The sequence below is a fragment of the Roseovarius aestuariivivens genome, from assembly GCF_004761875.1.
In the GTDB taxonomy this organism is placed as follows: Bacteria; Pseudomonadota; Alphaproteobacteria; order Rhodobacterales; family Rhodobacteraceae; genus Roseovarius; species Roseovarius aestuariivivens.
The window spans coordinates 517593-542506 of sequence record NZ_SJEY01000001.1 but is presented as its reverse complement, the minus strand read 5'-3'; the positions used below and the strand labels follow the sequence as shown (position 1 = coordinate 542506).

Annotated in this window: 22 protein-coding genes; 5 read left to right on the top strand and 17 right to left on the bottom strand. The window is 61.1% G+C overall.

What is annotated here, in order from left to right:
- Nucleotides 1-128 precede the first annotated feature (128 nt).
- The 4 genes from EZV60_RS02630 to EZV60_RS02615 form a co-directional block, all read right to left on the bottom strand.
- The gene (locus EZV60_RS02630; RefSeq protein ID WP_135501844.1) at nt 129-1358 is read right to left on the bottom strand and encodes an acyl-CoA dehydrogenase family protein; all 1230 of its coding nucleotides are present in this window, start codon (nt 1356-1358) and stop codon (nt 129-131) included.
- Nucleotides 1359-1883: 525 nt separating this feature from the next.
- Nucleotides 1884-3221, bottom strand: a complete 1338-nt coding sequence (locus EZV60_RS02625; protein WP_135501842.1) for an 8-oxoguanine deaminase — start codon at nt 3219-3221, stop codon at nt 1884-1886.
- A 9-nt stretch (nt 3222-3230) separates the two neighbouring features.
- Entirely contained in the window at nt 3231-4019 is a 789-nt protein-coding gene (locus EZV60_RS02620) for an inositol monophosphatase family protein (protein WP_135501840.1), read from the bottom strand.
- A gap of 58 nt (nt 4020-4077) precedes the next feature.
- Nucleotides 4078-4449, bottom strand: a complete 372-nt coding sequence (locus EZV60_RS02615; protein ID WP_135501838.1) for a helix-turn-helix domain-containing protein — start codon at nt 4447-4449, stop codon at nt 4078-4080.
- Between the two features lie 301 nt (nt 4450-4750).
- Here EZV60_RS02615 and EZV60_RS02610 point away from each other — a divergent pair, with 301 nt between their 5' ends.
- Nucleotides 4751-5716, top strand: coding sequence for an NADPH:quinone oxidoreductase family protein (locus EZV60_RS02610; RefSeq protein WP_135501836.1), 966 nt, complete (start codon nt 4751-4753; stop codon nt 5714-5716).
- On the opposite strand, the gene EZV60_RS02605 is transcribed toward EZV60_RS02610, so the two are convergent.
- Nucleotides 5711-6586 (bottom strand): LysR family transcriptional regulator, encoded by an 876-nt coding sequence (locus EZV60_RS02605; protein ID WP_135501834.1) that lies wholly within the window; start codon nt 6584-6586, stop codon nt 5711-5713. The genes EZV60_RS02610 and EZV60_RS02605 overlap by 6 nt on opposite strands.
- Before the next feature lie 124 nt (nt 6587-6710).
- Here EZV60_RS02605 and EZV60_RS02600 point away from each other — a divergent pair, with 124 nt between their 5' ends.
- Together EZV60_RS02600 and EZV60_RS02595 are read left to right on the top strand one after the other, a co-directional pair.
- Nucleotides 6711-6920, top strand: a complete 210-nt coding sequence (locus EZV60_RS02600; protein WP_135501832.1) for a DUF1127 domain-containing protein — start codon at nt 6711-6713, stop codon at nt 6918-6920.
- Between the two features lie 112 nt (nt 6921-7032).
- Nucleotides 7033-7752: a Bax inhibitor-1/YccA family protein gene (locus EZV60_RS02595; protein WP_135501830.1), complete on the top strand. Its 720-nt coding sequence runs from the start codon at nt 7033-7035 to the stop codon at nt 7750-7752.
- Between the two features lie 266 nt (nt 7753-8018).
- Here the strand turns inward: EZV60_RS02595 and rpmG are convergent, their stop codons facing one another.
- From rpmG to EZV60_RS02565, 6 genes are all read right to left on the bottom strand, one after another.
- Nucleotides 8019-8186 (bottom strand): 50S ribosomal protein L33, encoded by a 168-nt coding sequence (gene rpmG / locus EZV60_RS02590; RefSeq protein WP_050927593.1) that lies wholly within the window; start codon nt 8184-8186, stop codon nt 8019-8021.
- A gap of 102 nt (nt 8187-8288) precedes the next feature.
- Nucleotides 8289-8897: a cell wall hydrolase gene (locus EZV60_RS02585; protein WP_135501829.1), complete on the bottom strand. Its 609-nt coding sequence runs from the start codon at nt 8895-8897 to the stop codon at nt 8289-8291.
- Between the two features lie 167 nt (nt 8898-9064).
- Nucleotides 9065-11593: a putative PEP-binding protein gene (locus EZV60_RS02580; RefSeq protein WP_135501827.1), complete on the bottom strand. Its 2529-nt coding sequence runs from the start codon at nt 11591-11593 to the stop codon at nt 9065-9067.
- A 103-nt stretch (nt 11594-11696) separates the two neighbouring features.
- Nucleotides 11697-13952, bottom strand: coding sequence for a glycine--tRNA ligase subunit beta (gene glyS / locus EZV60_RS02575; RefSeq protein WP_135501825.1), 2256 nt, complete (start codon nt 13950-13952; stop codon nt 11697-11699).
- Nucleotides 13952-14482 (bottom strand): DUF6446 family protein, encoded by a 531-nt coding sequence (locus EZV60_RS02570; RefSeq protein ID WP_135501823.1) that lies wholly within the window; start codon nt 14480-14482, stop codon nt 13952-13954. The genes glyS and EZV60_RS02570 overlap by 1 nt, the downstream gene beginning before the upstream one ends.
- The gene (locus tag EZV60_RS02565; protein WP_135501821.1) at nt 14482-15411 is read right to left on the bottom strand and encodes a glycine--tRNA ligase subunit alpha; all 930 of its coding nucleotides are present in this window, start codon (nt 15409-15411) and stop codon (nt 14482-14484) included. Before EZV60_RS02565 ends, EZV60_RS02570 begins: the two co-directional genes overlap by 1 nt.
- A gap of 163 nt (nt 15412-15574) precedes the next feature.
- On the opposite strand from EZV60_RS02565, the gene EZV60_RS02560 reads away from it, so the two are divergent.
- A complete protein-coding gene (locus EZV60_RS02560) occupies nt 15575-17350 on the top strand; it encodes a serine protease (RefSeq protein WP_135501819.1) in 1776 nt (591 codons plus the stop codon).
- 162 nt (nt 17351-17512) lie between these two features.
- The gene (locus tag EZV60_RS02555) at nt 17513-17782 is read left to right on the top strand and encodes a hypothetical protein (protein ID WP_135501817.1); all 270 of its coding nucleotides are present in this window, start codon (nt 17513-17515) and stop codon (nt 17780-17782) included.
- A gap of 78 nt (nt 17783-17860) precedes the next feature.
- Here EZV60_RS02555 and EZV60_RS02550 read toward each other — a convergent pair whose 3' ends face one another.
- The 6 genes from EZV60_RS02550 to metZ form a co-directional block, all read right to left on the bottom strand.
- A complete protein-coding gene (locus EZV60_RS02550) occupies nt 17861-19462 on the bottom strand; it encodes a thiamine pyrophosphate-binding protein (protein WP_135501815.1) in 1602 nt (533 codons plus the stop codon).
- Nucleotides 19462-20907, bottom strand: coding sequence for a TrkH family potassium uptake protein (locus EZV60_RS02545; protein WP_135501813.1), 1446 nt, complete (start codon nt 20905-20907; stop codon nt 19462-19464). Before EZV60_RS02545 ends, EZV60_RS02550 begins: the two co-directional genes overlap by 1 nt.
- Nucleotides 20908-21067: 160 nt before the next feature.
- The gene (locus EZV60_RS02540) at nt 21068-21295 is read right to left on the bottom strand and encodes a hypothetical protein (RefSeq protein WP_135501811.1); all 228 of its coding nucleotides are present in this window, start codon (nt 21293-21295) and stop codon (nt 21068-21070) included.
- 144 nt (nt 21296-21439) lie between these two features.
- A complete protein-coding gene (locus EZV60_RS02535) occupies nt 21440-22177 on the bottom strand; it encodes a hypothetical protein (protein ID WP_135501809.1) in 738 nt (245 codons plus the stop codon).
- Between the two features lie 184 nt (nt 22178-22361).
- On the bottom strand, nt 22362-23462 hold the full coding sequence (gene folE2, locus EZV60_RS02530) for a GTP cyclohydrolase FolE2 (RefSeq protein WP_135501807.1): 1101 nt from the start codon (nt 23460-23462) through the stop codon (nt 22362-22364).
- Nucleotides 23463-23720: 258 nt separating this feature from the next.
- Nucleotides 23721-24902, bottom strand: a complete 1182-nt coding sequence (metZ, locus tag EZV60_RS02525; RefSeq protein ID WP_135501805.1) for an O-succinylhomoserine sulfhydrylase — start codon at nt 24900-24902, stop codon at nt 23721-23723.
- Between the last annotated feature and the right edge of the window lie 12 nt (nt 24903-24914).

Here is a 24914-nt window from a genome sequence, read left to right as displayed (position 1 = left end):
TTTGCAAAGCGCGCAGCGTTCCGCATTTTGAAAAGGAACCAAGCAGAACACCTTGGAGCAGTCCCGCCAGAGGACATCTGCGCGCCAACTTCTTCTTGGTCCAAATACTCTCTGCGCCGCGAACCCTTTCAGAGTTGCGCCTGTGTATAGCGGCGCAGTTCGGCCCGGGCGACCTGTCGGCGATGCACCGCGTCCGGTCCGTCCGCAAGGCGCAAAGTGCGCAGATGAGTCCACATGGCGGCCAAGGGTGTATCTTGGCTGATCCCCTGCGCGCCGAACATCTGGACGGCCTCGTCCACCACCTTGAGCGCCACTCGCGGCGCCACAACCTTTATCTGGTGGATCCACGGCGCAGCAGCACGCGCGTCTCCCTTGTCCATCATCCACGCGGCCTTCAGACACAAAAGCCGGGCCTGTTCGATCTCCATGCGCGCCTCGGCGAGGATGTCGTAATTGGCGCCCAACTGGGCCAGCGGCTTGCCGAAAGCCTCGCGGTCAAGCGCGCGGCCGCACATCAGTTCAAGTGCTGCTTCGGCCTGTCCGATGGCGCGCATGCAATGGTGAATGCGCCCCGGACCCAGGCGACCTTGCGCGATCTCGAAACCGCGCCCCTCGCCCAGAAGCATATTTTCCGCCGGCACGCGCACATCTGTATAGCGGATATGCATATGCCCGTGCGGCGCATCGTCGGCGCCATAAACCTGCATCGGTCGCAGTTTCTCGATGCCGGGGCTGTCGGCCGGCACCACGATCATCGAATGGCGCTGATGCTTGGGGGCGTCATCACCCCCGGTTTTGACCATCACGATATATACCGCGCACCGCGGATCACCGGCCCCCGTGGCCCACCATTTCTCTCCGTTCAGGACGTAGTCGTCTCCGTCGCGTGCGCACGACATCGAAATATTGGTGGCGTCCGAACTCGCCACATCCGGCTCTGTCATCAGGTAGGCCGAGCGAATGTCGCCTTCCATCAACGGCGCAAGCCAGCGCGTCTTCATCTCGTCGGTACCGTATTTGACGAAGACCTCCATGTTGCCGGTATCCGGAGCGTTGCAGTTGAAGACCTCGGCGCCCATCGGCGTACGTCCCATTTCCTCGGCGAAGAACGCATATTCGACAGTGGTCAAGCCCGCGCCGCCCTCTGCATCTGTCAGCCAGAAATTCCAAAGGCCCTGCGACTTGGCTTGCGCTTTGAGACCTTCAAGGATCTCGGCCTGCCGATCCGTATATGTCCAGCGGTCGCCTTTGCCGATTTCCGCATGGTAATCCGCCTCAAGCGGCATGATCTCATCTCGAACGAAGGCGCGAACGCGCGCCAAAAGAGCCTCATTTTCTGCGCGCAAGCCAAGGTTCATCGGACAGTCTCCTCTTTCTGGCTGATCCTAAAAAAAGGGTCTGGCATAGCAAAACAGCCGCCGCAATGTCGAAACACGGCAACACGATGGCGACCGTGCGAAGCAGAGACGCTATCGCCGTGAATTCGCCGCCATACGATCCCCGAATGCCCGTAAAGCAGCCATGAATCATGACTAGGGTTAACTTAGGTGCAGAAGTGGTCGCTTCTTTCCCGAGTGTTGAGTTGACTATGTTATCGAGGCCACTTGCATCTGGGGGCTGTCCCGTGGTGTGGACAGCGTTCTGCTCAGCACCCGGGACGGCCCGTCATCATCTTTTCGATGTGCAGGCCTCCCGGAAAAGCATCAAGCTGCTTTTCAAGCGCGAAGCCGCCTTTCCAAAGCACTACCTGAAGTTTTTTCTATAAGGCCTGATAGCGTTCCCGCTGGATTAAGCGTGCGGCAGTTGCTGAGATGCCATGACACCGCATCCCTTCCACAACCTGCCGGGACAAGATTGGGATCCGCAGCGTCACGTCATCACGCTCATCGCGATTCGAGACGTCTCGCAAGCGCATTCTGCTGCGCCACGACCCTGCCAAGCTCGATGGTCACAAGACATCCGTCCCTGACGATCTGGCGCCCGTCGACAAGCAGGTCGCGTACATGCATCGGGCCGGCAAGCAACAAGGCCGCGGGATCCCAGTTTCCCGCAGCCTCGATCCCGGACATATCCCAAACGGCGATATCGGCCCGCTTTCCCGGCGCAAGGCGGCCGCATTCCGGTCGGCCCAAAATATCCGCGCCACCCCGAGTGGCGATCTCAAGCGCGGTGCGGGCCGACATGGCGTCGGCCCCCTCGGCGACGCGCTGCAACAGCATCGCCTGTCTCGCTTCGGCCACGAGGTTGCCTGTGTCGTTGCTGGCGGAGCCATCCACACCAAGGCCCAACGGCACGCCAGCGGCGCGCATCTCGACAAGCGGCGCGATGCCCGAACCAAGCCGGCAGTTGGAACAGGGGCAATGCGCGACGCCGGTGCGCGACCGCGCAAACAGGTCAATCTCACGCGCGTCAAGTTTGACGCAATGGGCGTGCCAGACATCCGCACCGGTCCAGCCCAGATCCTCGACATATTGCCCCGGACGGCATCCGAAGCGTTCCAGCGAATAGGCGACATCCTCGTCATTTTCGGCAAGATGCGTGTGCAGCCGCACGCCTTTGTCCCGCGCCAGAGCCGCAGCCTCGCGCATCAGATCGCGGCTCACCGTGAAAGGCGAGCATGGCGCGACACCGACCTGGCACATGGAGCCTTCTGAAGGGTCGTGAAAGGCGTCAATGACCCGGATGCAATCCTCGAGAATTGCAGCCTCGTCCTCGACCAGCGTATCGGGCGGCAGGCCACCCTCGCTTTCGCCAATGCTCATCGCGCCGCGCGTTGGGTGAAAGCGCAGACCGACCTCTGCCGCGGCGGCGATACTGTCATCAAGCCGCGCTCCATTTGGGTAGAGATAGAGATGATCGGAGCTCAGCGAGCAGCCGGACAGCGCAAGTTCCGCGAGGCCCGTCAGGGCAGAGACATGGATCTCCTCCGGGCCGAAACCTTCCCAGATCGGATACAGCGTTTTGAGCCATCCGAACAGCGCGGCATCCTGCGCACCGGGCACAGCCCGGGTCAGCGTCTGGAAAAGATGATGATGGGTGTTTACAAGGCCCGGCGTCACCAGACAGCCCCGCGCGTCGATGATTTCGCCCGTTGTCGTCAATTGCTGACCAATGGCAGCGATCTTCCCGTTCCGTATCAGGATATCTGCCGTTGTCAGTTCACGACGATCATCGTCCATGGTCAGGATCGTGTCGGCAGAGCGGAGAAGGATCTCTGGCATCCGCAGACCTCAGGCGAAACGCGCCAGAAGCGCAAGCGCCGCCTCATGCTGAGCGCGGCCCGCCGCGGCAATCACGCGCCCGCCAAGATGAGCCGCACCGCCCGACCAGTCGGTCACGATTCCGCCCGCCGCTTCAATCACGGCGATGGGTGCCTGGATATCATAGGGATTGAGTCCCGCCTCGATCACCAGATCAATCTGACCCATGGCAATCAGCGCATAAGCATAGCAATCCATGCCAAAGCGCGTCAGCCGCACCTCGGCCGACACCGCCTGAAACGCCTCGCCTTCGGCTTCGGTGCCGACCTCCGGAAACGTGGTGAAGAGGATCGCCTCTTTGAGTGACCGGTCCCCGAGCGTTGTCAGCCGGCGTGCACCATTGGGTCCGGTCATGCTGGCCGCTCCGAAACCACCTTCGAAACGTTCGCCAATATAAGGCTGGTCGATCAATCCGTAGACCGGGCCGGTATCGGTCGCAGCCGCGATAAGAACACCCCATGTCGGCGTACCTGACAAAAACGCGCGTGTGCCGTCAATTGGGTCGAGAGCCCAGGTCAGACCTGAAGTGCCCCGCTTTTCGCCGAATTCCTCGCCCAGGACAGCATCGTCCGGTCGGCGACGCATCAATACATCCCGCATGGCCCGCTCGGCCGCGCGATCGGCCTCGGTCACGGGGTCGAACGAGCCTGTTTGCTTGCTTTCCGTGGCCAAAGTGGTGCCGCGAAACAGCGGAAGGATGGCACGACGCGCAGCGTCGGCCATCTCATGAGCTGTTTCAACGATATCTTTGCGGTCCATCCGGTCGACCTGTTATCCCGCGTGTTCGCGGCATGCGTAGACCGGATCGGACAGGGCCTCAAGCCACGTCGGACAGGACCCGCGCCAGATCGAAAAGCCGGCGACGCTGGTTTTCCGGAATGGCGTAATAGGAACGCACAAGATCAAGCGCTTCCTTGTCGCCGAGAAGATCGGCAGGTACAGACTCACCGTTTTCGCGCGACGGCGCTTCGCTGTTGAGACCTTCAAAAAAGAAGCTCACTTCGACGTCAAGCGCATCGGCAATATCCCAAAGCCGGGATGCGCTCACGCGATTGGCGCCCGTTTCGTATTTCTGGATCTGCTGGAATTTGATCCCGACGCTTTCTGCTAATTGCTGCTGGGTCATGCCGACTAGCCAGCGCCGGTGACGAATACGTTTACCTACATGCACATCTACGGGGTGCGGCATGGTGGATCCTTTCATTTATTACTTTGGTACGCGGTATTTCAAATTGCCCACGTCAACCTTGCTACTGTTATCGCCGCGCAACCCTGCAGCGCATCTGAAAGCTACCACCTTTGCGTGAAAAAACAAGCTTGATCGCTCCCCATAAAAGGGATCGGTCCTAAATACCTACAATCTTAACGGGCGGTATAGTCTTTTGGGTAGGCACCCTACAACCTGCAACCGAGATTTGACTTTCCGCGCACACGTCGTCTACTGCACGCACGCTTCTATTGCCCCGCTTTTGGCCCAGGAAAGGTATCGCATGCGTGCTTTCAGGATCGAGAAAACCGGCGCATCGCCGCAGATCATGGACATCCCTGATCCTCAGCCAGGCGAAGGTGAAATCGCCCTGAAAATCGGCGCTTGCGGACTGAACTTCGCCGATCTGCTCATGGTCAAGGGAGAGTATCAGGACACACCAGATGCGCCCTTTACCTTGGGCATGGAAGTGGCCGGTACGGTCACCGCGCTCGGCCCCGATGTCAGCAGCCCCGAAATCGGCACGCGGATCGCCGTGTTCGGCGGCCAGGGCGGCCTGGCCGAGGCGGGCGTCTTTCCCGCTGACCGCGCCGTCGCCCTGCCCGACGCCATGAGCTTCACCGACGCTGCGGCATTTCAGGTCGCCTATGGGACAAGTCACGTGGCGCTCGACCACAAGGCCCGTCTTCAGCCCGGAGAAACGCTGCTTGTGCTCGGGGCCGCTGGCGGCGTGGGCCTTACAGCGGTCGAGATCGGCAAGCTCATGGGCGCAACTGTGATCGCCTGCGCGCGCGGTGCCGACAAGCTTGCCGTTGCCGAGAAAGCCGGGGCCGACCACCTGATCGATGCCGGCACGCAGGATATCCGAGAGGCGTGCCGGGCGCTTGGCGGGGTCGACGTGGTCTATGATCCGGTCGGCGGCGACCAATTCACCGCCGCGTTCCGCGCCTGCAAGCCCGAAGCACGCGTTCTCACCATTGGCTTTGCCAGCGGCGAGGTGCCCCAGATCAAGGCCAATCATCTGCTGGTCAAGAATATATCCGTCATGGGCCTTTATTGGGGCGGATACCTTGCCTTCCGGCCCCAGGTCGTCACCGACAGCCTCTCGACGCTCTTCGGCTGGTACGAAGCGGGCAAGCTGCGTCCGCATGTCAGCCACATCCTGCCCCTCGATCAGGCAGCGGACGGGCTCGAGCTTTTGCGCAGCCGCAAATCGACCGGCAAGGTCGTGATCACTCCCACGTCATGACGCGGCCCTCGCCAGAACGGCCGGAGATCCGGCATAGCCCTGGCGCAGCATATCGGCCAGTTTTGCCGTGATCTCGTCCCGCTCGGTTGCGCCATAAAGGTTGACCTGCTGTACGCCAAGTTCAGGCAGCATGCCCGCCGCTGCGATCGCCTCCTGATGAGGCGGAATAGAGCTTTCAAGCAGCGCCCCAATGGCCAGATCCGCGCTGATCAGCGCCTCGACGGAACGGTCCTCTTCCGTTTCCACAATCATGTCCCAGTCGATCCCGGCAGCCTCGAGCCGTCGCAACGCGAAAGGCCGGAAGATGCATTGCGAGCAGAACGCAACCCTCAAAGGACGCTTTTTCCAGACCTGCCCGCCCATGGCCCCGACCCAGCGCAAAGGGATCTCCGCCAAGGTCTCTCCGCCCGGAGCGACTTGGGACTCGGTTGTCAGGATCAGATGGCACTCTCCGCGTGCCCGGGCCTCGTGGAGACGATTGGTCGACGAGGACTTCAGCACCACGTTTACTCTAGGCAAAGCTGAATTGAAGCTTTTCAGCACGCGTGGCACCACCGGGTACACGATGTCGTGCGGCACGCCTAGAACGACCTCGCCCTCATAAACCTTGTCGGTCAGACGTCCGACCGCCTCGTCGTTGAGATCGACGATCCGCCGCGCATAGCCCAAAAGCTGCTCTCCCGAAGCGGTAAGCGCCACGCGCCGTCCCGTGCGGTCAAGAAGCTCCAGGCCCAGCATGTCCTCCAGCCGCTTGATCTGCATCGAGACCGCCGATTGCGTGAGGTTGAGCACCTGTGCGGCGCGGGTGACACCCCCCTGTTCAGAGACGGAGAGAAACGACCGAAGCGTCGTCATGTCGAGATTTCGCATACATCAGGATCCTTGATGGGTTACGTATCAAACATTCATTTTCAAAATCATACCGGGGATGCCAGTTATATCAACAGAAAAGATGGTTCGAGACAAAACATCACGAAACAGAAAGGATTGAATGATGACCTTCCTCACCGACACCACCACCGCAGGCCGCCTGCGCCGCCGCCTGCCCTCATTCGGCGCGCTTTTTGCGCTTGCACGCCAACGTCGCGCGCTGGCTGTGCTGGACACAGAACGCCTGCGGGATATCGGCGTCACGCGCGCGCAGGCACTGCAGGAAGCGCACCGTCCGATCTGGGATATTCCTGAGCATTGGTCGGAAAACTGACTGTTTCCGTCCGAATTCCGGACCAAAACGCTTGAAATGACAGGTCCGCTTACCGATATTTACCGCAAACCCCTATCCTGGGGTTTGTAGGAGTCACTTATCGGAGGCTTGAATGGCTGAATTCGACACAATCCGGACGGCAAGTGGTGCGCGCGCCGCCGAGATTGACGAGGGGCTGCGCGCCCATATGAACAAGGTCTACGGCACAATGTCCGTAGGCATGCTGCTCACGTTTGCTGCGGCTTGGGCCGTTGGCAATAACGCGGCCATGATGAACGCGCTCTTCACCGGGTTCACCCGCTATATCGTTATGTTCGCGCCACTGATCATGGTGTTCGCATTCGGTGCCGTGATCAATCGCCTGTCGGCTGCGGCTGCTCAACTTTTCTTCTACGCCTTTGCAGCGGTGATGGGCGTGTCGATCTCTTATATCTTCGTGATCTTCACCGATTTCTCGATCGCGCAGGTCTTTCTGATCACCGCCATCTCGTTCGCCGGCCTGTCGCTTTGGGGCTACACCACGAAGAAAGACATCTCCGGCTGGGGTAGTTTCCTGATCATGGGCCTGATCGGTCTGATCGTGGCGTCGATCATCAACATCTTCCTGGCCTCGTCGGCGGTGATGTTCGCGATTTCTGTTATCGGCGTCCTGATCTTCGCCGGTCTGACGGCCTACGATACCCAGAGCATCAAGAACGAGTATCTTGCGCATGCGCATCATGGCGATAGCGAATGGCTCGGCAAGTCGGCGATCATGGGCGCTCTGCGTCTCTACCTCGACTTCATCAACATGTTCATGATGCTGCTGAACCTGCTCGGTCAGCGCGAGTAACACTACGCATCTGTAGAAACGCAAAAGGCCGGTCTCTGTGACCGGCCTTTTTCTTTTTCGGCCTGTTCAGCCTCGTTGCACTGCCGCGCACCGCCATTCCGCAGTCCAGTCACACACCTGTTCGAAAAACACTCGCGCAGCCAAAAGGGCAAAACGCGTCACATTGAGGTGCGTAGAGTGGAGAGCTTGGCCTTGCCCAGGTAAGTCAAAGAAAAAGCCGCGTCACAAAGTGACGCGGCTTTTTGTTCGTCCAGAACCGCGAGATCCTATTTGATCTTGCCTTCTTTGTACTCGACATGCTTGCGCGCGACGGGGTCGTATTTGCGCACAGACATCTTTTCTGTCATCGTGCGGGCGTTTTTCTTTGTGACATAGAAATGCCCCGTACCGGCGGTCGAGTTCAGGCGGATCTTGATTGTGGTCGGCTTCGCCATGGGTCTCTCTCCTGCAGCGGGGGCGCGTTAGGAAACCCACCCCCACGAAATGCGTCTTGAAGCCCGCCTTTTATAGACGCACCAATGTATGTCAACCGTATTCTAGTTGGACGAAACGCGGGTCGGCATACGGTAAAAATGATGCACGCCGATTGTGGCCGTACGCGGGAATTTACGCGCCCAACGCGGGTTCACCGCCTTGGTATGATAATGCGTGGCGCCATCGGTCAGATCCCGCGGGGCGTCCGAAAGCATGATCGCCGCCACCTTGCCCACACGCTTGTAGGCGCGCGGCTCCGAGATCACTTCCTTATACCCGTCGCAGGTATAGGTGAACTGACACTGGTACTTGCGACCTGTGCCCTGGTTGATTACACCGCAGACCGTGTCGGGATACTCGGCACTATCAACGCGATTAAGGATAACTTCGGCTACCGCGAACTGCCCTTTTACGCTTTCGCCACGCGCTTCGAAATAAAGCGCCTCTGCGAGGCAACGCCACTCTTTGCCGCCTGGCTTGACGTTCTGACGGGCCAGCCAGTCACGAGAATATTCCAGTTCAGTTCCTGGCAGTTCGAAATACCGCGCGACGGAATCCTTGGGAAGACTGGACAGCACGCGACGTTCGTCTTCGTAAAGCTTATTCATTTCCTGCTCTGCTGCGGCCATAGTGCCGAACATCGCCAGAGCGCATATTGCGAGTTTTTTCATGGTCTCGCCTCCTATATTACTGCGATTCAAAGACCGCCTAAATTTGTTGGGAGATATCTAATGCGGTGCCTCTGGTCCAGCCGTGCGGTTGCGACCCATTCACGCAGGAGGCCTACCGCGAAAATCCGCGTTTTTCGCAATATATCTGGACGTAGAGTGGCCCGAGACTACTCGATCTTGTCGCGGACAGCCAATTGCGCCGCGGCCAGTCGCGCCACAGGCACACGAAACGGCGAGCAGGAAACGTAATCGAAACCGGCCGCGCGGCAAAACGCAATCGATTCGGGATTGCCGCCATGCTCCCCGCAGATCGACAGAGTGAGGTTCGGATTTGCCTCACGCCCCCGACGCGCACCGATCTCGAGAAGTTCGCCCACGCCGTCCTTGTCGAGCGTGTGAAACGGATCTTCAGGATAGACGCCCTGCTGCACATAGGTGGACATAAAGCGCCCCGCGTCATCGCGGCTGAGACCATAGGTCATCTGCGTCAGGTCATTCGTGCCGAAGCTCAGGAACGAAACATGTGGCGCAAGCTCTGCGGCCCGCAGGCACGCACGCGGCGTTTCCACCATAACACCCAGACGGTAGGTGAAATCGCGGCCCGTCTCGGTTCGCACTGCAGCGGCCACCGCGTCGACACGGATTTTGACGAGTTCGACCTCCCGCATCGCCGAGACAAGCGGGATCATGATCTCGGGCACCACCGGGTCGCCCTCGCGGCTGCTCTCCACCGTGGCTTCAAAAATAGCCCGTGCCTGCATTTCGTAGATTTCGGGCATGACCACGCCCAGGCGCACGCCGCGCATGCCCAGCATCGGATTATATTCGTCCATCGCCTCGATCCGGACTGTCACGTCCGAAACCGGCAGGCCCACCGCCTCGGCCAGTTCGCGAATCCCCTCACGGTCGGAGGGCAGATACTCATGTAACGGCGGATCGAAAAGCCGGATGCAGACCGGCATGCCCTGCATGATCCGAAACAGGTCGATAAAATCGGCGCGCTGCATTGGCAGGATACGTTCCAGAGACTGGGCGCGGTCCTCGCCTGTATCAGCAAAGATCATCTCGCGCATCGCGGTCAAACGGTCGGGTTCGATGAACATGTGCTCTGTCCGGCAAAGGCCAATGCCATGCGCATTAAAGCGTCGGGCGGCCTCTGCATCTGCCGGCGTGTCGGCATTGGCCCGCACCTCGATGTCGCGGAACTCGTCCGCCCAATCCATCAGCGTGCGGAAACTATCGTCTCGCGCGGCTTCCAGCGTCTTGGCTTCGCCGGCCAGAACCTGACCATTGGTGCCGTCGATGGTGATGATCTCGCCCGCCTTCACAATGCGCCCATCGGGGAACACCAGGCGCTTCTTCTGCGTCTGGAAGCGGATTTCCGAGGCTCCGACAACGCAAGGCCGGCCAATTCCGCGCCCGATCACGGCAGCATGGCTGGTGGTGCCACCCCGCTCGGTCAGCACACCCACCGCAGCATGCATGCCGCGGATATCTTCAGGGCTGGTTTCGCGCCGCACGAGAATACAGGGCTCACCACGGCTTTCCGCCGCTTGCGCCTCTGCCGCGGAAAAAACGATCGGGCCCGAGGCCGCACCGGGGCTCGCAGCGATTCCGCTGGCCAGCACATCACGCTTCACATTGGGGTCGATCTGCCGGTGCAACAACTCGTTGAGCGCACGCGGCTGAATGCGCAAAAGCGCCTCTTCGCGCGGAATGATGGCGTCCTCGGCCAGCGCCACCGCGATCGCGACCGCGGCGCGGGCCGACCGGGCAACGCGGACCCCGTCCAGTAAAAAGACCTCGCCATTGTCGATGGTGAACTCCGCCTGCATTTCCTCGCGCAGCTTCTGACGCATTAGCTTGGTATATACCTTGAGCTTGGCGAAGGCGTCCGGCGCCAGATCTTCCAGCGAAGGACCGCGAGGGTCCTTCTGCAGATACATCGCCTCAGTTTCCGGTCTCAGCGCCTCGCGTCCCTGGCTTTGACGCAAGTAGCGCCCCGTACAGCGGCGCTCGCCCGTCACGCTGTCAACCAGCTGCATCACGCCGGATCCGCACTCCCCCTCGCCAAACCCAAGCGCCATTTCCTGCACGACCAGGCCAAGCCCAGCATCGGCGGGCGCCCCTTTGGCCTGCCGCAGCAGGCGTGCCGTTGTTCCCTGCCAGGCCCGAGCCATGGAGCGCAGCACGTCGATCAACTGCGCGGCGGTGTTTTGCGGAAAAGGCTCTTCCACCTCTTCCTCGTAGACCGTAAGCGCCTGCCCAACGCCGACGACCGGATCGTCGTCGATCTCATCGAAAACATCCGGATCGATCCGTGCGACATGCACAGCAAAGGACTGCACGAAGCGCAGGTAAAGCGTGGCGGCTGCCGTACGACCAATCCGATCCGACAGATCCACATAGCGCGCGTCGTTCATACCGATGTTGAGAACGGCCCCCGGCCCGCCCCAGTCCGGATCCTCGGAAGACGGGCGCACGCAAAGCACGGCGTCTTCACCGAAAGGTGCCAGAAGGGCATCAATGTCCAGCGTCTCTCCGGCGGCTATGGCGCGTACCGCCTCGAAAGACAGCGCTGTGGTGCGCGGCACCGGCAGGTCAAGGCGCACCAGCCGCTGCAGGCATTTGGCACGACCGCCATGGGTCTCCGCCGAAATGGGCGCGTCCGGAGTGACCGGCGTGATATGAGTCATGTCATGCTGCACTGCGGCATCCTGTTCTTCCTGCGCAGGATACGCAACCCGTTTGTTTACGCAAGGACTTGTCAGGCAGGCAAGACATTTCCCTTTTTGCCCGCTAGCCCTCCAATCGGGTCAGATCGGCGGCTTGCAGACAGATTTGCCGGATCGTGAAAAGCAGGTTCAACCTGTTGCGCCGCAAGACCTGCTGATTGGAATTGATCTGCACGGCCTCGAAGAAATCGTCAATCGGCCCGCGCAGCGCCGCCATAGCGGCCATCGCGGCGGCGAAATCCTCGGCTTCGTTCGCGGCAGCGATTTTTGCTTCCGCCTCTTCCAACGCTTGGAAAAGCGCGGTTTCGGTCGGGTCCTTTGCGAATTTGGGATCGGCACCGAAAGAATACTCGACCCCGTCCTTTTCCTCTGCCTGAGCCAGGATGTTGTTGGCCCGCTTGAACCCTTGGAGAAGATTCTCGCCCTCTTCGGTCTCAAGAACCGATTGCAGAGCCTGTGCCCGGGCGGCGATCAATGCGAAATCGTCACCACCGCCCAAGCCGAGGCAAGCGTCGATGACATCATGGCGAATGCCCCGGTCGCGCAGGACCACCTTGAGACGGTCATGAAAGAAGGCTAGCAGGTCGGTGCTCAGGTCGGGCACCATATCGCCCACCGTCCGCAACAGGCTGCCATCCCCGGTCTCGGGTGGATTGTCCTTGGCCTTGACCTTGTCGATTACGGCCCGGAAGGCCGCGCCGAAAACGCCGTGATCCGCGATCTCGTCGAGGACCTCCTCAAGCGTGTCGATCTCGTTGTCCTTTGCCGTCCCGGCGTTCAGGTTGATCTTGTGGCGCAGCAGCTGCGCGTCGATGAACCGGTCGAGCTTCAGCCGCAGCCCGTTTTCAAGAACGATGCGGATCACGCCCAGTGCCGCGCGGCGCAGCGCGAACGGATCCTTCGAGCCGGTCGGTTTCTGGTCAATCGCCCAGAAGCCTGTCAGCGTGTCCAGTTTATCGGCCAGAGCCACGGCAACCGACACAGGATGCGACGGGACCGCATCCGAAGGGCCAAGGGGTGCGTAATGCGCCTCACAGGCGGCGGCCACATCGTCGGGCAGCCCGGCGGCCTGCGCATAATAGCGCCCCATCAAGCCTTGCAACTCCGGAAATTCATAGACCATTTCCGAACTCAGATCGGCCTTCGCCACGCGCCCGGCCTGTTCGGCCCGGTCGGGGTCCGCGCCAAGGGCTGGTGCCAGTTCCTTGGCCAGAGCCCTGATCCGCGCAATCCGTGCCGCCTGCGTGCCCAGCTGCCGTTCGAAGGTCACGCTTTCCAGCTTTTCAAGCCATGCTTGCATGCCATCCTTCGCGATGCGCAGATCGTTCTCCCAAAAGAACTTCGCATCCGAAAGCCGGGCCGAAAGCACCTTCTGATTGCCCGCGAGGATGGTCGCGCCATGATCGGCGGTCTCGCGGTTGGCGACTATGACAAAACGCTCGATCCGGCCCGATTTCGGGTTCTTGACCGAAAAGAATTTCTGATGCTCCTTCATCGAGGTTTGCAGAACCTCGGCTGGAAGGTCGAGAAATTCGGTGTCGATTTGCCCCATCAGCACCACGGGCCATTCCACAAGCCCCACAACCTCGGCCAGCAGGCCCTTATCCTCGACCACTTCCAAACCGGCGGCAAAGGCCTGATTTGTGGCCTCTTGCCAGATATGCCGCGCGCGTTCCTCGGAATTGAGGATCACATGCGCCCGCTTGAGCTTGGCCACATAATCGTCAAACGAGGAAACGTCAAAGCGGCCCGGCGACATGAACCTGTGCCCTTCGGTCGTGTCGCCCGCTGTAATTCCGTCCACCTCAAGCCGCACGATCTGTGCTTCACCGGCATCATCGGTCAGGATGCACAGAATGGAATGAAGCGGGCGCACCCAGCGCAGGCTTCCCCCGCCCCAGCGCATCGACTTCGGCCACGGAAAGTGACGGATCACCTGTTCCAGAACTTCGGCCACGAGGTCGGCCGCGGGACGGCCCGGCCTGGTGATCGAGGCGTAATAGACCTGGCCCTTCTTCTCGTCGCGGATTTCCAGATCTTCACGCGACACGCCCGCGCCGCGCAGAAACCCCTCGATCGCCTTTTCGGGTGCGTCAATGCGCGGTCCCTTGCGCTCTTCGCGCAAAGTGGGGCTTTCCGCAGTCAGACCCTCGATGGCCAGCGTTAGGCGGCGAGGCGTGGCGAATCCAGCTGCACCGGCATAGGTCAGGCCGGCTTCGACCAGCCCGTCTGTTACGCGCTTGCGCAAATCGTCCGCCGCGCGCGCCTGCATCCGGGCGGGAATCTCTTCGGAGAAAAGCTCAATCAGAAGATCAGGCATCAGTTCAGCCCTCCTTCGGGCGGCTCGGGGCAGTCTTCGGGGACAGGGTTACCGTCGAAAACGACCTCGCCGCACTCATTGATCTGCTGCCAGACATAGCCGCGGCCATCCTCGGTGATGGCCACAATCCGGTCTATGCCATACTCGATGTCCTTGGTGCCCAGAAAGGCCAGCGCGCGGCCGTCTTCCAGCGACCCGCCGATCTCCTCTGCGTCGAAACATTCGAACCAGCCCGGCGCAGTCAGGGGCTCGGCCTGAGCATAGGGTACATAGGTTTCCGATAGCATGGCTAGGCTCATCGACGTGGTGAAGCAGGCCCGGTACCGGATGGGCGAGCTGTCCGCATCGATACCCTCGAAATCCCCGTAGAGCACCGGCTCAGGCTTATCGGTCGAGATGGAAGTCAACATCACGTCGTCCGTGCCCGTCGCCTCGACCGGTTCGTAGAAATGATAGACCTGTAAATAGTACATCGATACGCCTGCCGCGAGCGCGCTGATCAGGATCGCCAAGGACAGTACCTTTCCCATTACGCCGCTTGCCCGCCGGCTTCGGTCGTCACGACGGCGTCGGCGCATTTCTTCGCCAGCGCGCGCACCCGTCCGATATAGGCCTGACGCTCCGTCACCGAGATGACACCACGCGCATCCAGCAGGTTGAAGATATGGCTGGCCTTGATGCACTGGTCATATGCGGGGTGCGCCATGACGATGCGCATACCCGTCTTGGGATCGTCGGCTGGCTGGCTCAGGATCGCCTCGCATTCCGCCTCGGCCTCCTCGAAATGCCGCAACAGAACGTCCGTATCCGCCACGTCGAAATTCCAACGGCTGTATTCCTGCTCGGTCTGGCGAAAGACGTCGCCGTAGCTCAGTGCAATCGGCGCATCGGGGTCGTTGAAGGGCATGTCCATCACGTGGTCGATTCCCAGCACATACATCGCAAGCCGCTCAAGCCCGTAGGTCAATTCGCCCGACACGGGCGCGCAGTCATGCCCGCCGACCTGCTGGAAATAGGTGAACTGGCTCACTTCCATCCCGTCGCACCAGACCTCCCACCCCAGCCCCCAGGCACCAAGGGTCGGGCTTTCCCAGTCGTCCTCGACAAATCGGATATCGTGCAGAGTTGCGTCAATGCCGATGGCTTCCAGACTGCCGAGGTAAAGATTCTGCAAATCCGGCGGGCTTGGTTTGATGAGCACCTGGAATTGATAATAGTGCTGCAGGCGGTTCGGGTTCTCGCCATAACGCCCGTCGGTGGGCCGACGCGACGGCTGCACATAGGCGGCCGCCCACGGCTTTGATCCCAAACTGCGCAAAGTCGTTGCCGGGTGGAACGTGCCCGCCCCCACTTCCATGTCATAGGGCTGCAAAACAGCACATCCCTTGGCCGCCCAATAGGTCTGAAGCCGCAGGATGATCTCTTGGAAAGAGCGGGGTTTCGCAGAGGTGTCCGCCATGATCTGCCCTTATTGGAAAGCCCTGAAATCGTTGCCCCTGCTTAGGCCGCGGGCACGGCAGGGTCAATCACGCGACAGACCATATTTTGGGTGCACGGCGCGGCAGATTTGCTACAACACGGCTGAGGGACTTCGAAACAGGCATTCGGGCAAGGGCAACTTCATGACGCGTATCTTTATGTCGCTGCTTTTTATCGTGTTTGCGGGCGCTTTGCCGGCGGCAGCGCAGCAATCCGTCTTCATTCAGATCGAGGCGCAACCCAGTCTCGCCCGCGCGGAAGACAGCCTGCGCCGCTACGCCTTAGAGGTGCAAGACGTAAACGGCTTCGCGCTTGGCGGTGGCTGGTACGGCATCGCGCTTGGCCCCTATGACGAAGACGAGGCCCCCGGCATCCTGCGCAATTTGCGCGCGGCCCGCCTGATCCCGCGCGACAGCTACATCGCGCAACCTTCTGAATACCAGCGCCAATTCTGGCCGGTAGGCACCGATCTTCTGGCCGCCATCGAAAGCGGACAGACGTCCGATGCAGCGCAGAGCGAGGCGCGCAGCTCTCAGGCCCGGACCGAGCGGGTGGATCCGGCACCCGAGGCCACCGCTGACCCGGAACCAGTGCTCGTGGACGAAACCCCGCGCGAGGCCCGCGCCAGCGAGGCCCGCCTAACCCGCGAAGAACGCGCGGCGCTGCAGGTCGCGCTCAAATGGGCGGGCTTTTACGGCGGCGCGATCGATGCAGCTTTCGGGCGCGGTACGCGTGGCTCCATGGCACGCTGGCAAGAAGCTAATAGTTTCGAACCTACCGGCGTTCTGACCACAAGGCAGCGTGCCGAGCTTTTGCGACAGTATAACGCCGTGCTTGATGGCCTGGGCCTGCGCGTGGTGCGAGACACAGAAGCCGGCATCGAAATGCGGATGCCGATGGACGTGGTCAGCTTTGATCGTTACGAAGCGCCCTTCGCGCATTACACCGCCACCGGCAATATAGAGGCGCGCGTGCTTCTGATATCGCAAGAGGGCGATCGCGCGACGCTGGCCGGGCTCTACGACATCATGCAAACCCTTGAAATTGTGCCAGAAACCGGGCCGCGCACGATCCAGGGCGATGCATTCACGCTGATCGGCGAAGGCGCTTACTTCATTTCCCACACCCAGGCATGGCTGAGAAACGGCGAAGTCAAAGGCTTTACCCTGATCTGGCCCGCCGGCGACGAAGAACGCCGCACCCGTCTTTTGGGCGAGATGCAGGAAAGCTTCACCCGGCTCGACGGTACACTGGATCCCACCGCAGGCGCGGACCGCGAACAAAGCATCAATCTCGTCGCCGGTCTGGAAATCCGCAAGCCCAAGATCTCTCGTTCGGGCTTTTACGTGGACCGTGCCGGCACCGTGGTAACCACCTCGGAAGTGGTACAGGGCTGCAGCCGGATCACGCTCGACGACGCCTATGACGCCACGGTGCAGGCGGTGGACGAAGAGGCGGGAATCGCGGTATTGCGCCCGGTCGATCCGCTGGCCCCGCTCGCAGTCGCGGCGTTCGGCGAGGCCGTGCCGAGGCTCAAGGCCGATATTGCAGTCGCGGGCTACAGTTATGGAGGCGTGCTCAGCGCGCCGACCGTAACCTTCGGACAGCTGGAGGATGTGCAGGGCCTTCAAGGTGAGGAAAGCCTGAAGCGCCTGGCGCTGAGCGCGCTTGAAGGCGATGCCGGGGGACCGGTTGTGGACGCGGGCGGCGCAGTGGTTGGCATGCTTTTGCCAGCGCAAAGCAACGGACGGCGATTGCCGGATGGTGTGAGTTTCGCCGCCAATGCCGAAACGATCCGGGCGGTACTCGAAGCCGCCGGCGTGCGCAGCGCGGCCAGCACCGGCGGTGATCTGCTCAAGCCCGAGGCGCTGACCCAGCGGGCAACCGGCATGACGGTTCTGGTCAGCTGCTGGGACTGACGCGCAGCCAATTAAAATCACCATAAAAATCAAAATTCTAAGGCGTTATCTTTCTAGGTTGCGTTAAGTACTCCGAAATCTCCGCTGGCAATTCTCGCCCTTGGTGTGGGGCAGTGTGCCGGAGCGAATGGGAAACCACTCCGGGGAATAGGAGTGTTTACCATGAAGATTTTGGCACTTGTGACCGCCGCCGCTGTTGGCCTTGGCCTGACGCAGGCAGCTCAGGCCGATCTTTCGGGCGACGTGGCGCAGGACAGAAAGGCGGTGCCGCCCGTAGACTATGAAGGCCAATGGTGGACCCATCCCAAAGGATGCGAGTACTCGCGCGCGGGCCGTCCAGGCGAAGTGATCTGGTACCTGATCATAAACACGGCCAAGCGAGGCTGTCCGAAATACATTGTCGGGCATACTTCCTATCGCGACGTCTACTAAGCGGGCTTGGGCCCGCGGTCGCGGCGTGTCGCACCGACAGAAACCAGACGCGTGAGAGGTGGCCTGGCACCCGCGGCCTTAGGCGAGCCCCGGTCTGACATGGATCAGCGTCGGACGGTCAGCCTCGAACGCCGCCCTTACCGCCATGCGCATTTCGTCCAGCGTCCCGGGCAGCGTCGCATGCGCGCCATAGGCACGCGCCAGCGCGCAGAAATCGGGGTTCTGCGCCACGACGGCATTGGGCGCGATCTGCGCGCGCACCATCGCGTCCTCGATCTCTTTCAGCTTCGCGTTGTCCCAGACCACAATCGGCAACGGCAGCCCCAGTTCGACCGCCGTGCCGAGCTCTTGCAAGGTATACTGGAAGCCGTAATCGCCCGCGATGGCCAGCGTCGGCAGGCCTGGCCGCGCCACTGCTCCGCCGATGGCGGCTGGCACCGCGTAACCCAGCGTGCCAAAGCCGTAAGGGTGGTGCCAGTGGCCTGGCCAGTCCATCGGCCACGTCTCAAGCGCTGTGTAGGCGATCTGCGTCATGTCGGAATAGATCATCGTCTCAGGCGGGGTGATGTCTCGCAGCGCATCGAGCACCGGCAGGATGCCGGGGCGCTCCGATTCCACCTCGGCCCGCCACCGCGCTCGCGTCTTCGCGACATCCTCTTCGAACCATGTCGTCTGCGGCACATGGTCCTTAAGCCGCCCCCCGAGCGCCTTGAGAAACTCCAGACTGTCGGCGTGGATACGCTGATCCGTGCCTTTCCCCCGCGCTAAAACCTCCGCGTCCAGATTGACATGGATGGTCTCGCAGGTGTGACCGAGCGCGTCCCGCCACAGATCGACTTCGGCCATGTCAGTACCGACCTGAAGTACAAGATCGGCTTGCGCAAAAATCGCCGCGCTGTCCGGTCGCGCCAGATAGGCGCCGAAGTACAAAGTATCATCGGCCGCGACAATCCCGCGTCCGGCATAGGTGCAAAAGGATGAGGCCCGCGACAGGCGCAGCACATCACGCGCGGCCTGTACGGCGCCGCATGCACCGCCGCCGAATACGAAGAGAGGTCGCCGTGCCGCTTTCAGTGCCTCTGCCGCAGTTTCGACCTGCTCCGGTATAGGGAGCGGCCGCGCGTATCCCGGCAAATAGAGATCATCCCAGCACGCCTCTGCGTCAGCGCCCAGCAGGCCGATCGGGATCTGCAGATGCTTTGGGCGCGGTCGCTGGCTGACGAACTCGGTCAAGGCGCGGTCGATCAGGGCAAAGGCCGCACCGGGCGTGCGCGCCTCAAAGCTCCAGTCGCAAACACACGCCGCCGCGCCCGCCTGGTCAATCATCTGGTGAAGCTGGCCGCGCCGCGCCACTGTCTCGTCGAGACAGGAGGATAGCACCAGCAGCGGCACGCTGTCTGAATAGGCCTGCCCCATCGGCGTCATGATATTGCAAAGACCCGGGCCAGTGATCACATAGGCCACCCCGGGCTTGCCGCTGGCCCGCGCATAGCCGTCGGCCATAAATCCCGCACCCTGTTCGTGCCGGGCCAGGACATGGATGATCCCGGCCTCCTCGACGCCGCGATACATCTCGATATTGTGCACGCCGGGTATGCCGAAAATCACGTCGACCCCCCGCGCCTTGAGCATGTGCGAAATCTGCGCCCCCAAGTGGCGGGTCGGGGCGGTTTCGACCATCAGGCTCTCCAGAAATTCAGAGTGAAGATCGCGTAAACCGCCAGCAACTCCAGCCGCCCGATCAGCATCGCGGCGGTCAGGATCCATTTGGCGGTATCGTTGAGCGTCGCGAAATTTCCTGACGGCCCGATGGTGTCGCCCAGGCCCGGCCCCACATTGGCCAACGCCGTGGCCGCGCCTGACACCGACGTGGTGAAATCGAGTCCGGTCATCGCCAGCGCCACAGCGATCAGCCCCAGCGTTACGACGAAAAACACGAAGAACGACATCACCGAGCTGAGCACGTCATCGGCGATGGGACGGCCCTCGTAACGTGGAGTGAACACACCATGCGGCGTGTAGATCCGGCTAAGTTGGGTTCGCACGGACGCGAAAAGCAGCTGGTAGCGGAAAATCTTGATCGAACAAGAGGTCGAGCCGGCGCAGCCGCCGATCAAACCGATAAAAAAGAAGATCGAGATCAGGAACGACCCCCAGCCCATGTAATCGACGCTGGCATAGCCCGTGCCGCTGATGATCGAGGTGATGTTGAACGCAGCCTCGCGCAGCGCCTGTTCAGGCTGGCGCGAAAAGTTCGTCAGAAGGACTGCCGCAGTTATCACCACCAGCACGCCGATCGTCATGAGAAAGACGCGCACCTGGCTGTCGAGAAAAAGCGCATTGCTCCCGCTCAACAACTGCACGTAGCGCACAAAGGGTAGCGCCGCGAGTATCATGAAGACGACCGCCACCCATTCTGCCGAGCCGGAAAACGTCGCAAAAGAGGCATCGTAATTGGAAAAGCCACCGGTCGAGACCGTGGTCAGGGCGTGTACCGTGGCGTCGAATGGGGTCATTCCGCACAGGATGTAAGAGACTACGCAGGCCAGCGTGATGCCGATATAGATGATCGAGATATTTGATGAAATTTCGGTTGCCCGCGGCAGGATCTTGCCCATCGTGTCGAAGGATTCCGACCGGAAGATCTGCATGCCGCCGACCCGCAACTCGGGCAGGAACACCATGGCGACAACAATGATCCCGATGCCGCCAAGCCATTGCAGCAACCCACGCCACAGCAACAGGCCTTTCGGGAGGCTATCGAGACCGCTCAATACGGTAGATCCCGTGGTGGTCAGGCCCGACATTGCCTCAAAGACCGCATCCACGATCCGCGCCTCGGTCGCGCCGAGTATGAACGGCAGCGCACCGAATAAAGGCAGCGCCAGCCAGACGGATGTGGTGACCAGAAAGGTCTGCTGGATCGTCAGCCCCTCTCGCACCCCGTTGCGGCAGGCAAGCGCCACAAGACCGCCGATCAGGATGGTCAGGATCGCGCTTTCGGCGAACACCTGCCAATGCCCAAGCCCTTCGGCAATATCGACCACCATCGGCAGCACCATGGCCAGGCCAAGCGCCATGACCATCAGGCCGATCACGTATCCGACGGGACGAAAATCCAACATGGAGCGCAGAGTTGGCCCCGGGCGTAAGCGGTGTCAAGCGCGCGCGGCGCGCGACCATGTCAGAGGACGCTTCAACATCTCTTCACGCCCAGCGGCATGCGTAGAAGTGCGGCAGTAGCGCCAAAGCGCCCCTGGCGCAAAAACCGGGGGGCGCACCGTGTCAGGCGTAGAACATATCACGCAGAACGTGCATCGCGATATCCTCGCGTTTGATGCCAAGCTCCGCGAGCTCAGCGTCGGATTTCGCTTCGAGCTTTTCAATCAGATCGCGCCGCGATGCGATCCGCAGATGGTCCTCCATGGCCTTCAGGAACCGTGAAAAGAGGCGCGACAGCGCGCCAGTGCCCGCAGAGCTTTGAAAAGTTGGGTTTTTCGGTGTCGATATCATCTGGAAACCTCGCTTGGATGTGTCTGGTTTCCTCCCTTGCGTTCAAGATAGGTCAGCCGCCCTGACATGAGTACCGACAAACAAGAAGCCCCGGATTGCGTCTGGCGCAACCCGGGGCTTCAGAGTCCATTTACGGACAGTGCCTTACTTGGCGTCTTTCGTACCGTCCATTCGCTCTGGCATCGCCGGCGGGGCGGACGGCTTGCGCGGGCGCTTCTGCTCGCCCGGCTTGGCCGCAGTCTCTTGCGTGGCGGTTTCGGTGGCGGCTGGCTGCGCCGCGCCGGGGAAGGCCGTGACATTGCCCTGCGTGGCAGCGGGGGTCGCTTCAGGTTTGGCCGGCACTGTCTTGGCTTCAGGGGTCGGTGCCGGGCTGGCGGCCTTCGCCGAGACTTCGGGTTTGGTCGTTACCGCCTTCGTCTCCGCAACCTCGGGTGTCTTTGCGGCCGGTGCCGATGCCTTGGTCTTGGGCGAAACAGGTGCGGTCTTCGGCGCCGAACTCCGGCTCGACTTCGACGTGGCTTTGGCCGCCGGCTTCGACGCCGCAGTTTTCTTCGGCGCAGAGGATTTCTTGACCGACTTGGCCGAGGTGGCCGGCGCCGCTTTCTTGGTGCTCTTCGTCGCGGTCGACGTCGATTTCTTTGTCTTGGCCGTCGTTGAGACCGCCGTCGGGGCAGATGCTTTCGCAGCCGTCTTTGGCTTGCTGACGGCGCGCATTTTGGGCTTTCCGCGTTCACCGCTGCGCCGCAGGCCAAGAGCGCTCATATGCGCGTCGAGCAATGCCATGTTCGTGGCGTGCATGACCTGAAGGTTTTTCTCAAGCATATACCCGGCAAGACGCATCGAGGCGGCTGACATTCTGAGAGGTGCAGTAAAGAAATCCATCGTGTTCCGTCCTTTCCGATCTGATTCCCTCGGCCGGAAGAATCGGCCCGTTCCCTCAGGCCAGTATGTATTGATTTTGCAAGCGCAGCAAAACCCCCGCCGTTACCCTTTAAAAAAGGCGCAAAAAAGCGCCGGCGCTGAGCTGCGCCGCCGCATGATGCTGAATTATCGGGCGATCCCGGCTTTAACCGGGATGGATAAGCGTCGAAAAGAGTTTCGGGTCGAGACTTGCCGCGTCAAAGCTTTCGCCATGGGTCAGCACGCTAACCGCGTCATGGCTGTGCAGACTTTCCTGATGACTGGCCACGACGCGAAAATCGCCGATCCGGTCGTCTTTCAGAAGCTGTTCGGCAAAAAGACGCGCGGCGTCTTCCACGAAAATAGGGTTCGCCGCATTAAGTTCTGCGAACGCCTGTTCGTCTTCGCGCTTCACCATGACTTGGGTTTCCGTCGCCACCGCTTCGCGGGCCAGATCGATCACGTCCTCGAACCACATGCAGCTCTTGCTTTTCACCTCGACCGAAATTCTTGCAACCGAGCGCTGCGAGTGCGGCGTGGCCAGCTGTCCGCGCGTCTGCCGCGCGTGCTCACTTAGTTCAAGCGAACACGGACAGGTTGACGAATAGACATAATCGAGATGCATGTACTTCCGACGCACCCCGTCGCGCTCCACAAGCTCCAGCGCGATATCGTAATACTGGAACCCTTCCAGGCCGGACCGCAACGACTGGATTTTCATCGGATAGGAAAAGCGCATCTGGATGCGGGCGTCGAAACTTTCGAGGTCCGAAATATAGTCGTCCAGCGCTGCTTCAACGACTTCAAAGCTGAACGTCTTTTCCGAATGCCGATAGAAGCTGCGCATGATGCGCGACATGTTGATGCCCTTCTTTTCGGCCTCGAGGCTGACCGTGCCGGTCACCGAGGTTTCAAGCGTCAGATCCCCGTTGTCGCGGGTATGAAACTTGATCGGCAGGCGGAAATTCGAGATGCCCACATGCTGCAAAGCGCGCTTGGCGCCCTTGATGAGCGAGGACGGCCCGTTCTGCAGGTCCGGCATATCCGCGCGATACTGGGCGTCGGGCGCGAAATCCTCGGGATAGTCGCGTTTGAGCAGCGGATAGTTCGATACCTCGCCGTCGGGCAGCAGGCGCGCAATGGCCGGATCAAGATCCGCCACCTCTTCCGGCGTCGCCTGGGCCGCCCAAGCGCGCAGACGCTCCAAAGCCTCCTCGGCCTCGGTACGGCTGCCCACATCGGTCAGTCGAGCGGTATGGATGTTCATGGCCCAGTCCTCGTGTAACACCAGTCAGGTGTATATATAGCCTGCCGGCGAGAATTTCTATTTTCGTCACGTTTTACGCGAAACACGGCGCATCGGATCAAAGTCGCAGGCGTCGCTGGCGCAGCGATCAACACCACTCGACGGTAGAGAGTTCCGTTAGGTCACGCAAAAAACAGTCCCTCGCTGTGACGCACTTGCCCCGTGAGTCCCGGCGAAAACACGCATGCGCCGCCGGGTGTGCACGGGCGGCGCATTGGCTCAAACGGCGTCCAGCGCCTGCAGGACATCCGCGATCAGATCCTCGTGATCTTCGATCCCGACGGAAAGCCGCACCAGACCCGGAGTGATGCCCAGTTTTGCCTTCACATCCTCGGCAAGCCGCTGATGCGTGGTGGTTGCGGGATGCGTGGCGATCGATTTGGCGTCACCCAGATTGTTGGAGATGAGCACGATTTGCAGCGCGTTCAGAAACCGGAAGGCCGCCCCCTGCCCACCCTTAATGTCGAGCGCAATCACGGTTCCGCCCTTGCCCATCTGCCGCGCGACCAGCGCATGTTGCGGATGGCTCGGGTGACCGGGATAAATGACCTGCGCAAGCTTGGGATGACCCTGCAACGCCTCCGCGATATGAAGCGCCCCGGCCGCCTGTGCGCGCACGCGCAGGTCGATTGTCTCGAGCCCTTTGAGCATCACCCACGCCGTAAAGGGCGACATCGAACCGCCCGTATGTTTCATGTAGGGCTCAACCGTCTTGCGAATGAATTCCGTCGTCCCAAGGATCACGCCGCCAAGCGTGCGCCCCTGCCCGTCGATATGCTTGGTGGCGGAGTAGACCACCACATCCGCCCCCTGCTCCAGCGCGCGCGAGAAGACCGGCGTGGCGAAGACGTTGTCGACCATGACCTGTGCCCCGACCGCGTGCGCGATTTCGGCGACGGCCGCGATATCGATGACTTCCAGCGTGGGATTGGCAATTGTCTCGAAGAACACGAGCTTCGTGTCCTCGCGTACCGCTGCGCGCCACGCGTCCAGATCGGTTCCATCCACAAAGGTCACCTCGACCCCGAAGCGTGTCAGCACCTCTTCAAGTACGTAAAGGCAGGATCCAAAAAGCGCGCGCGCCGACACTACGTGATCGCCCGCCTTGAGCATGGAGGTCAGCGCGCCCGATACCGCTGCCATGCCGCTTGCCGTGGCAAAGGCATCCTCGGCGCCCTCCAGCGCCGCGATGCGCCGCTCGAACATCGCCACGGTCGGGTTGCCGTAGCGGGCATAGATGAATTCGTCCTCGCCCGCCTGCAGGAACCGCGCCTCGGCAGCCTCGGCGCTGTCATAGACGAAGCCTTGCGTGAGAAAGAGCGCCTCACTCACCTCGTTATACTGGCTGCGCCGTACGCCGCCATGCACCAGTTTGGTGCGCGTCTTCCATGTGTCTGTCATCTTTCGACCTCC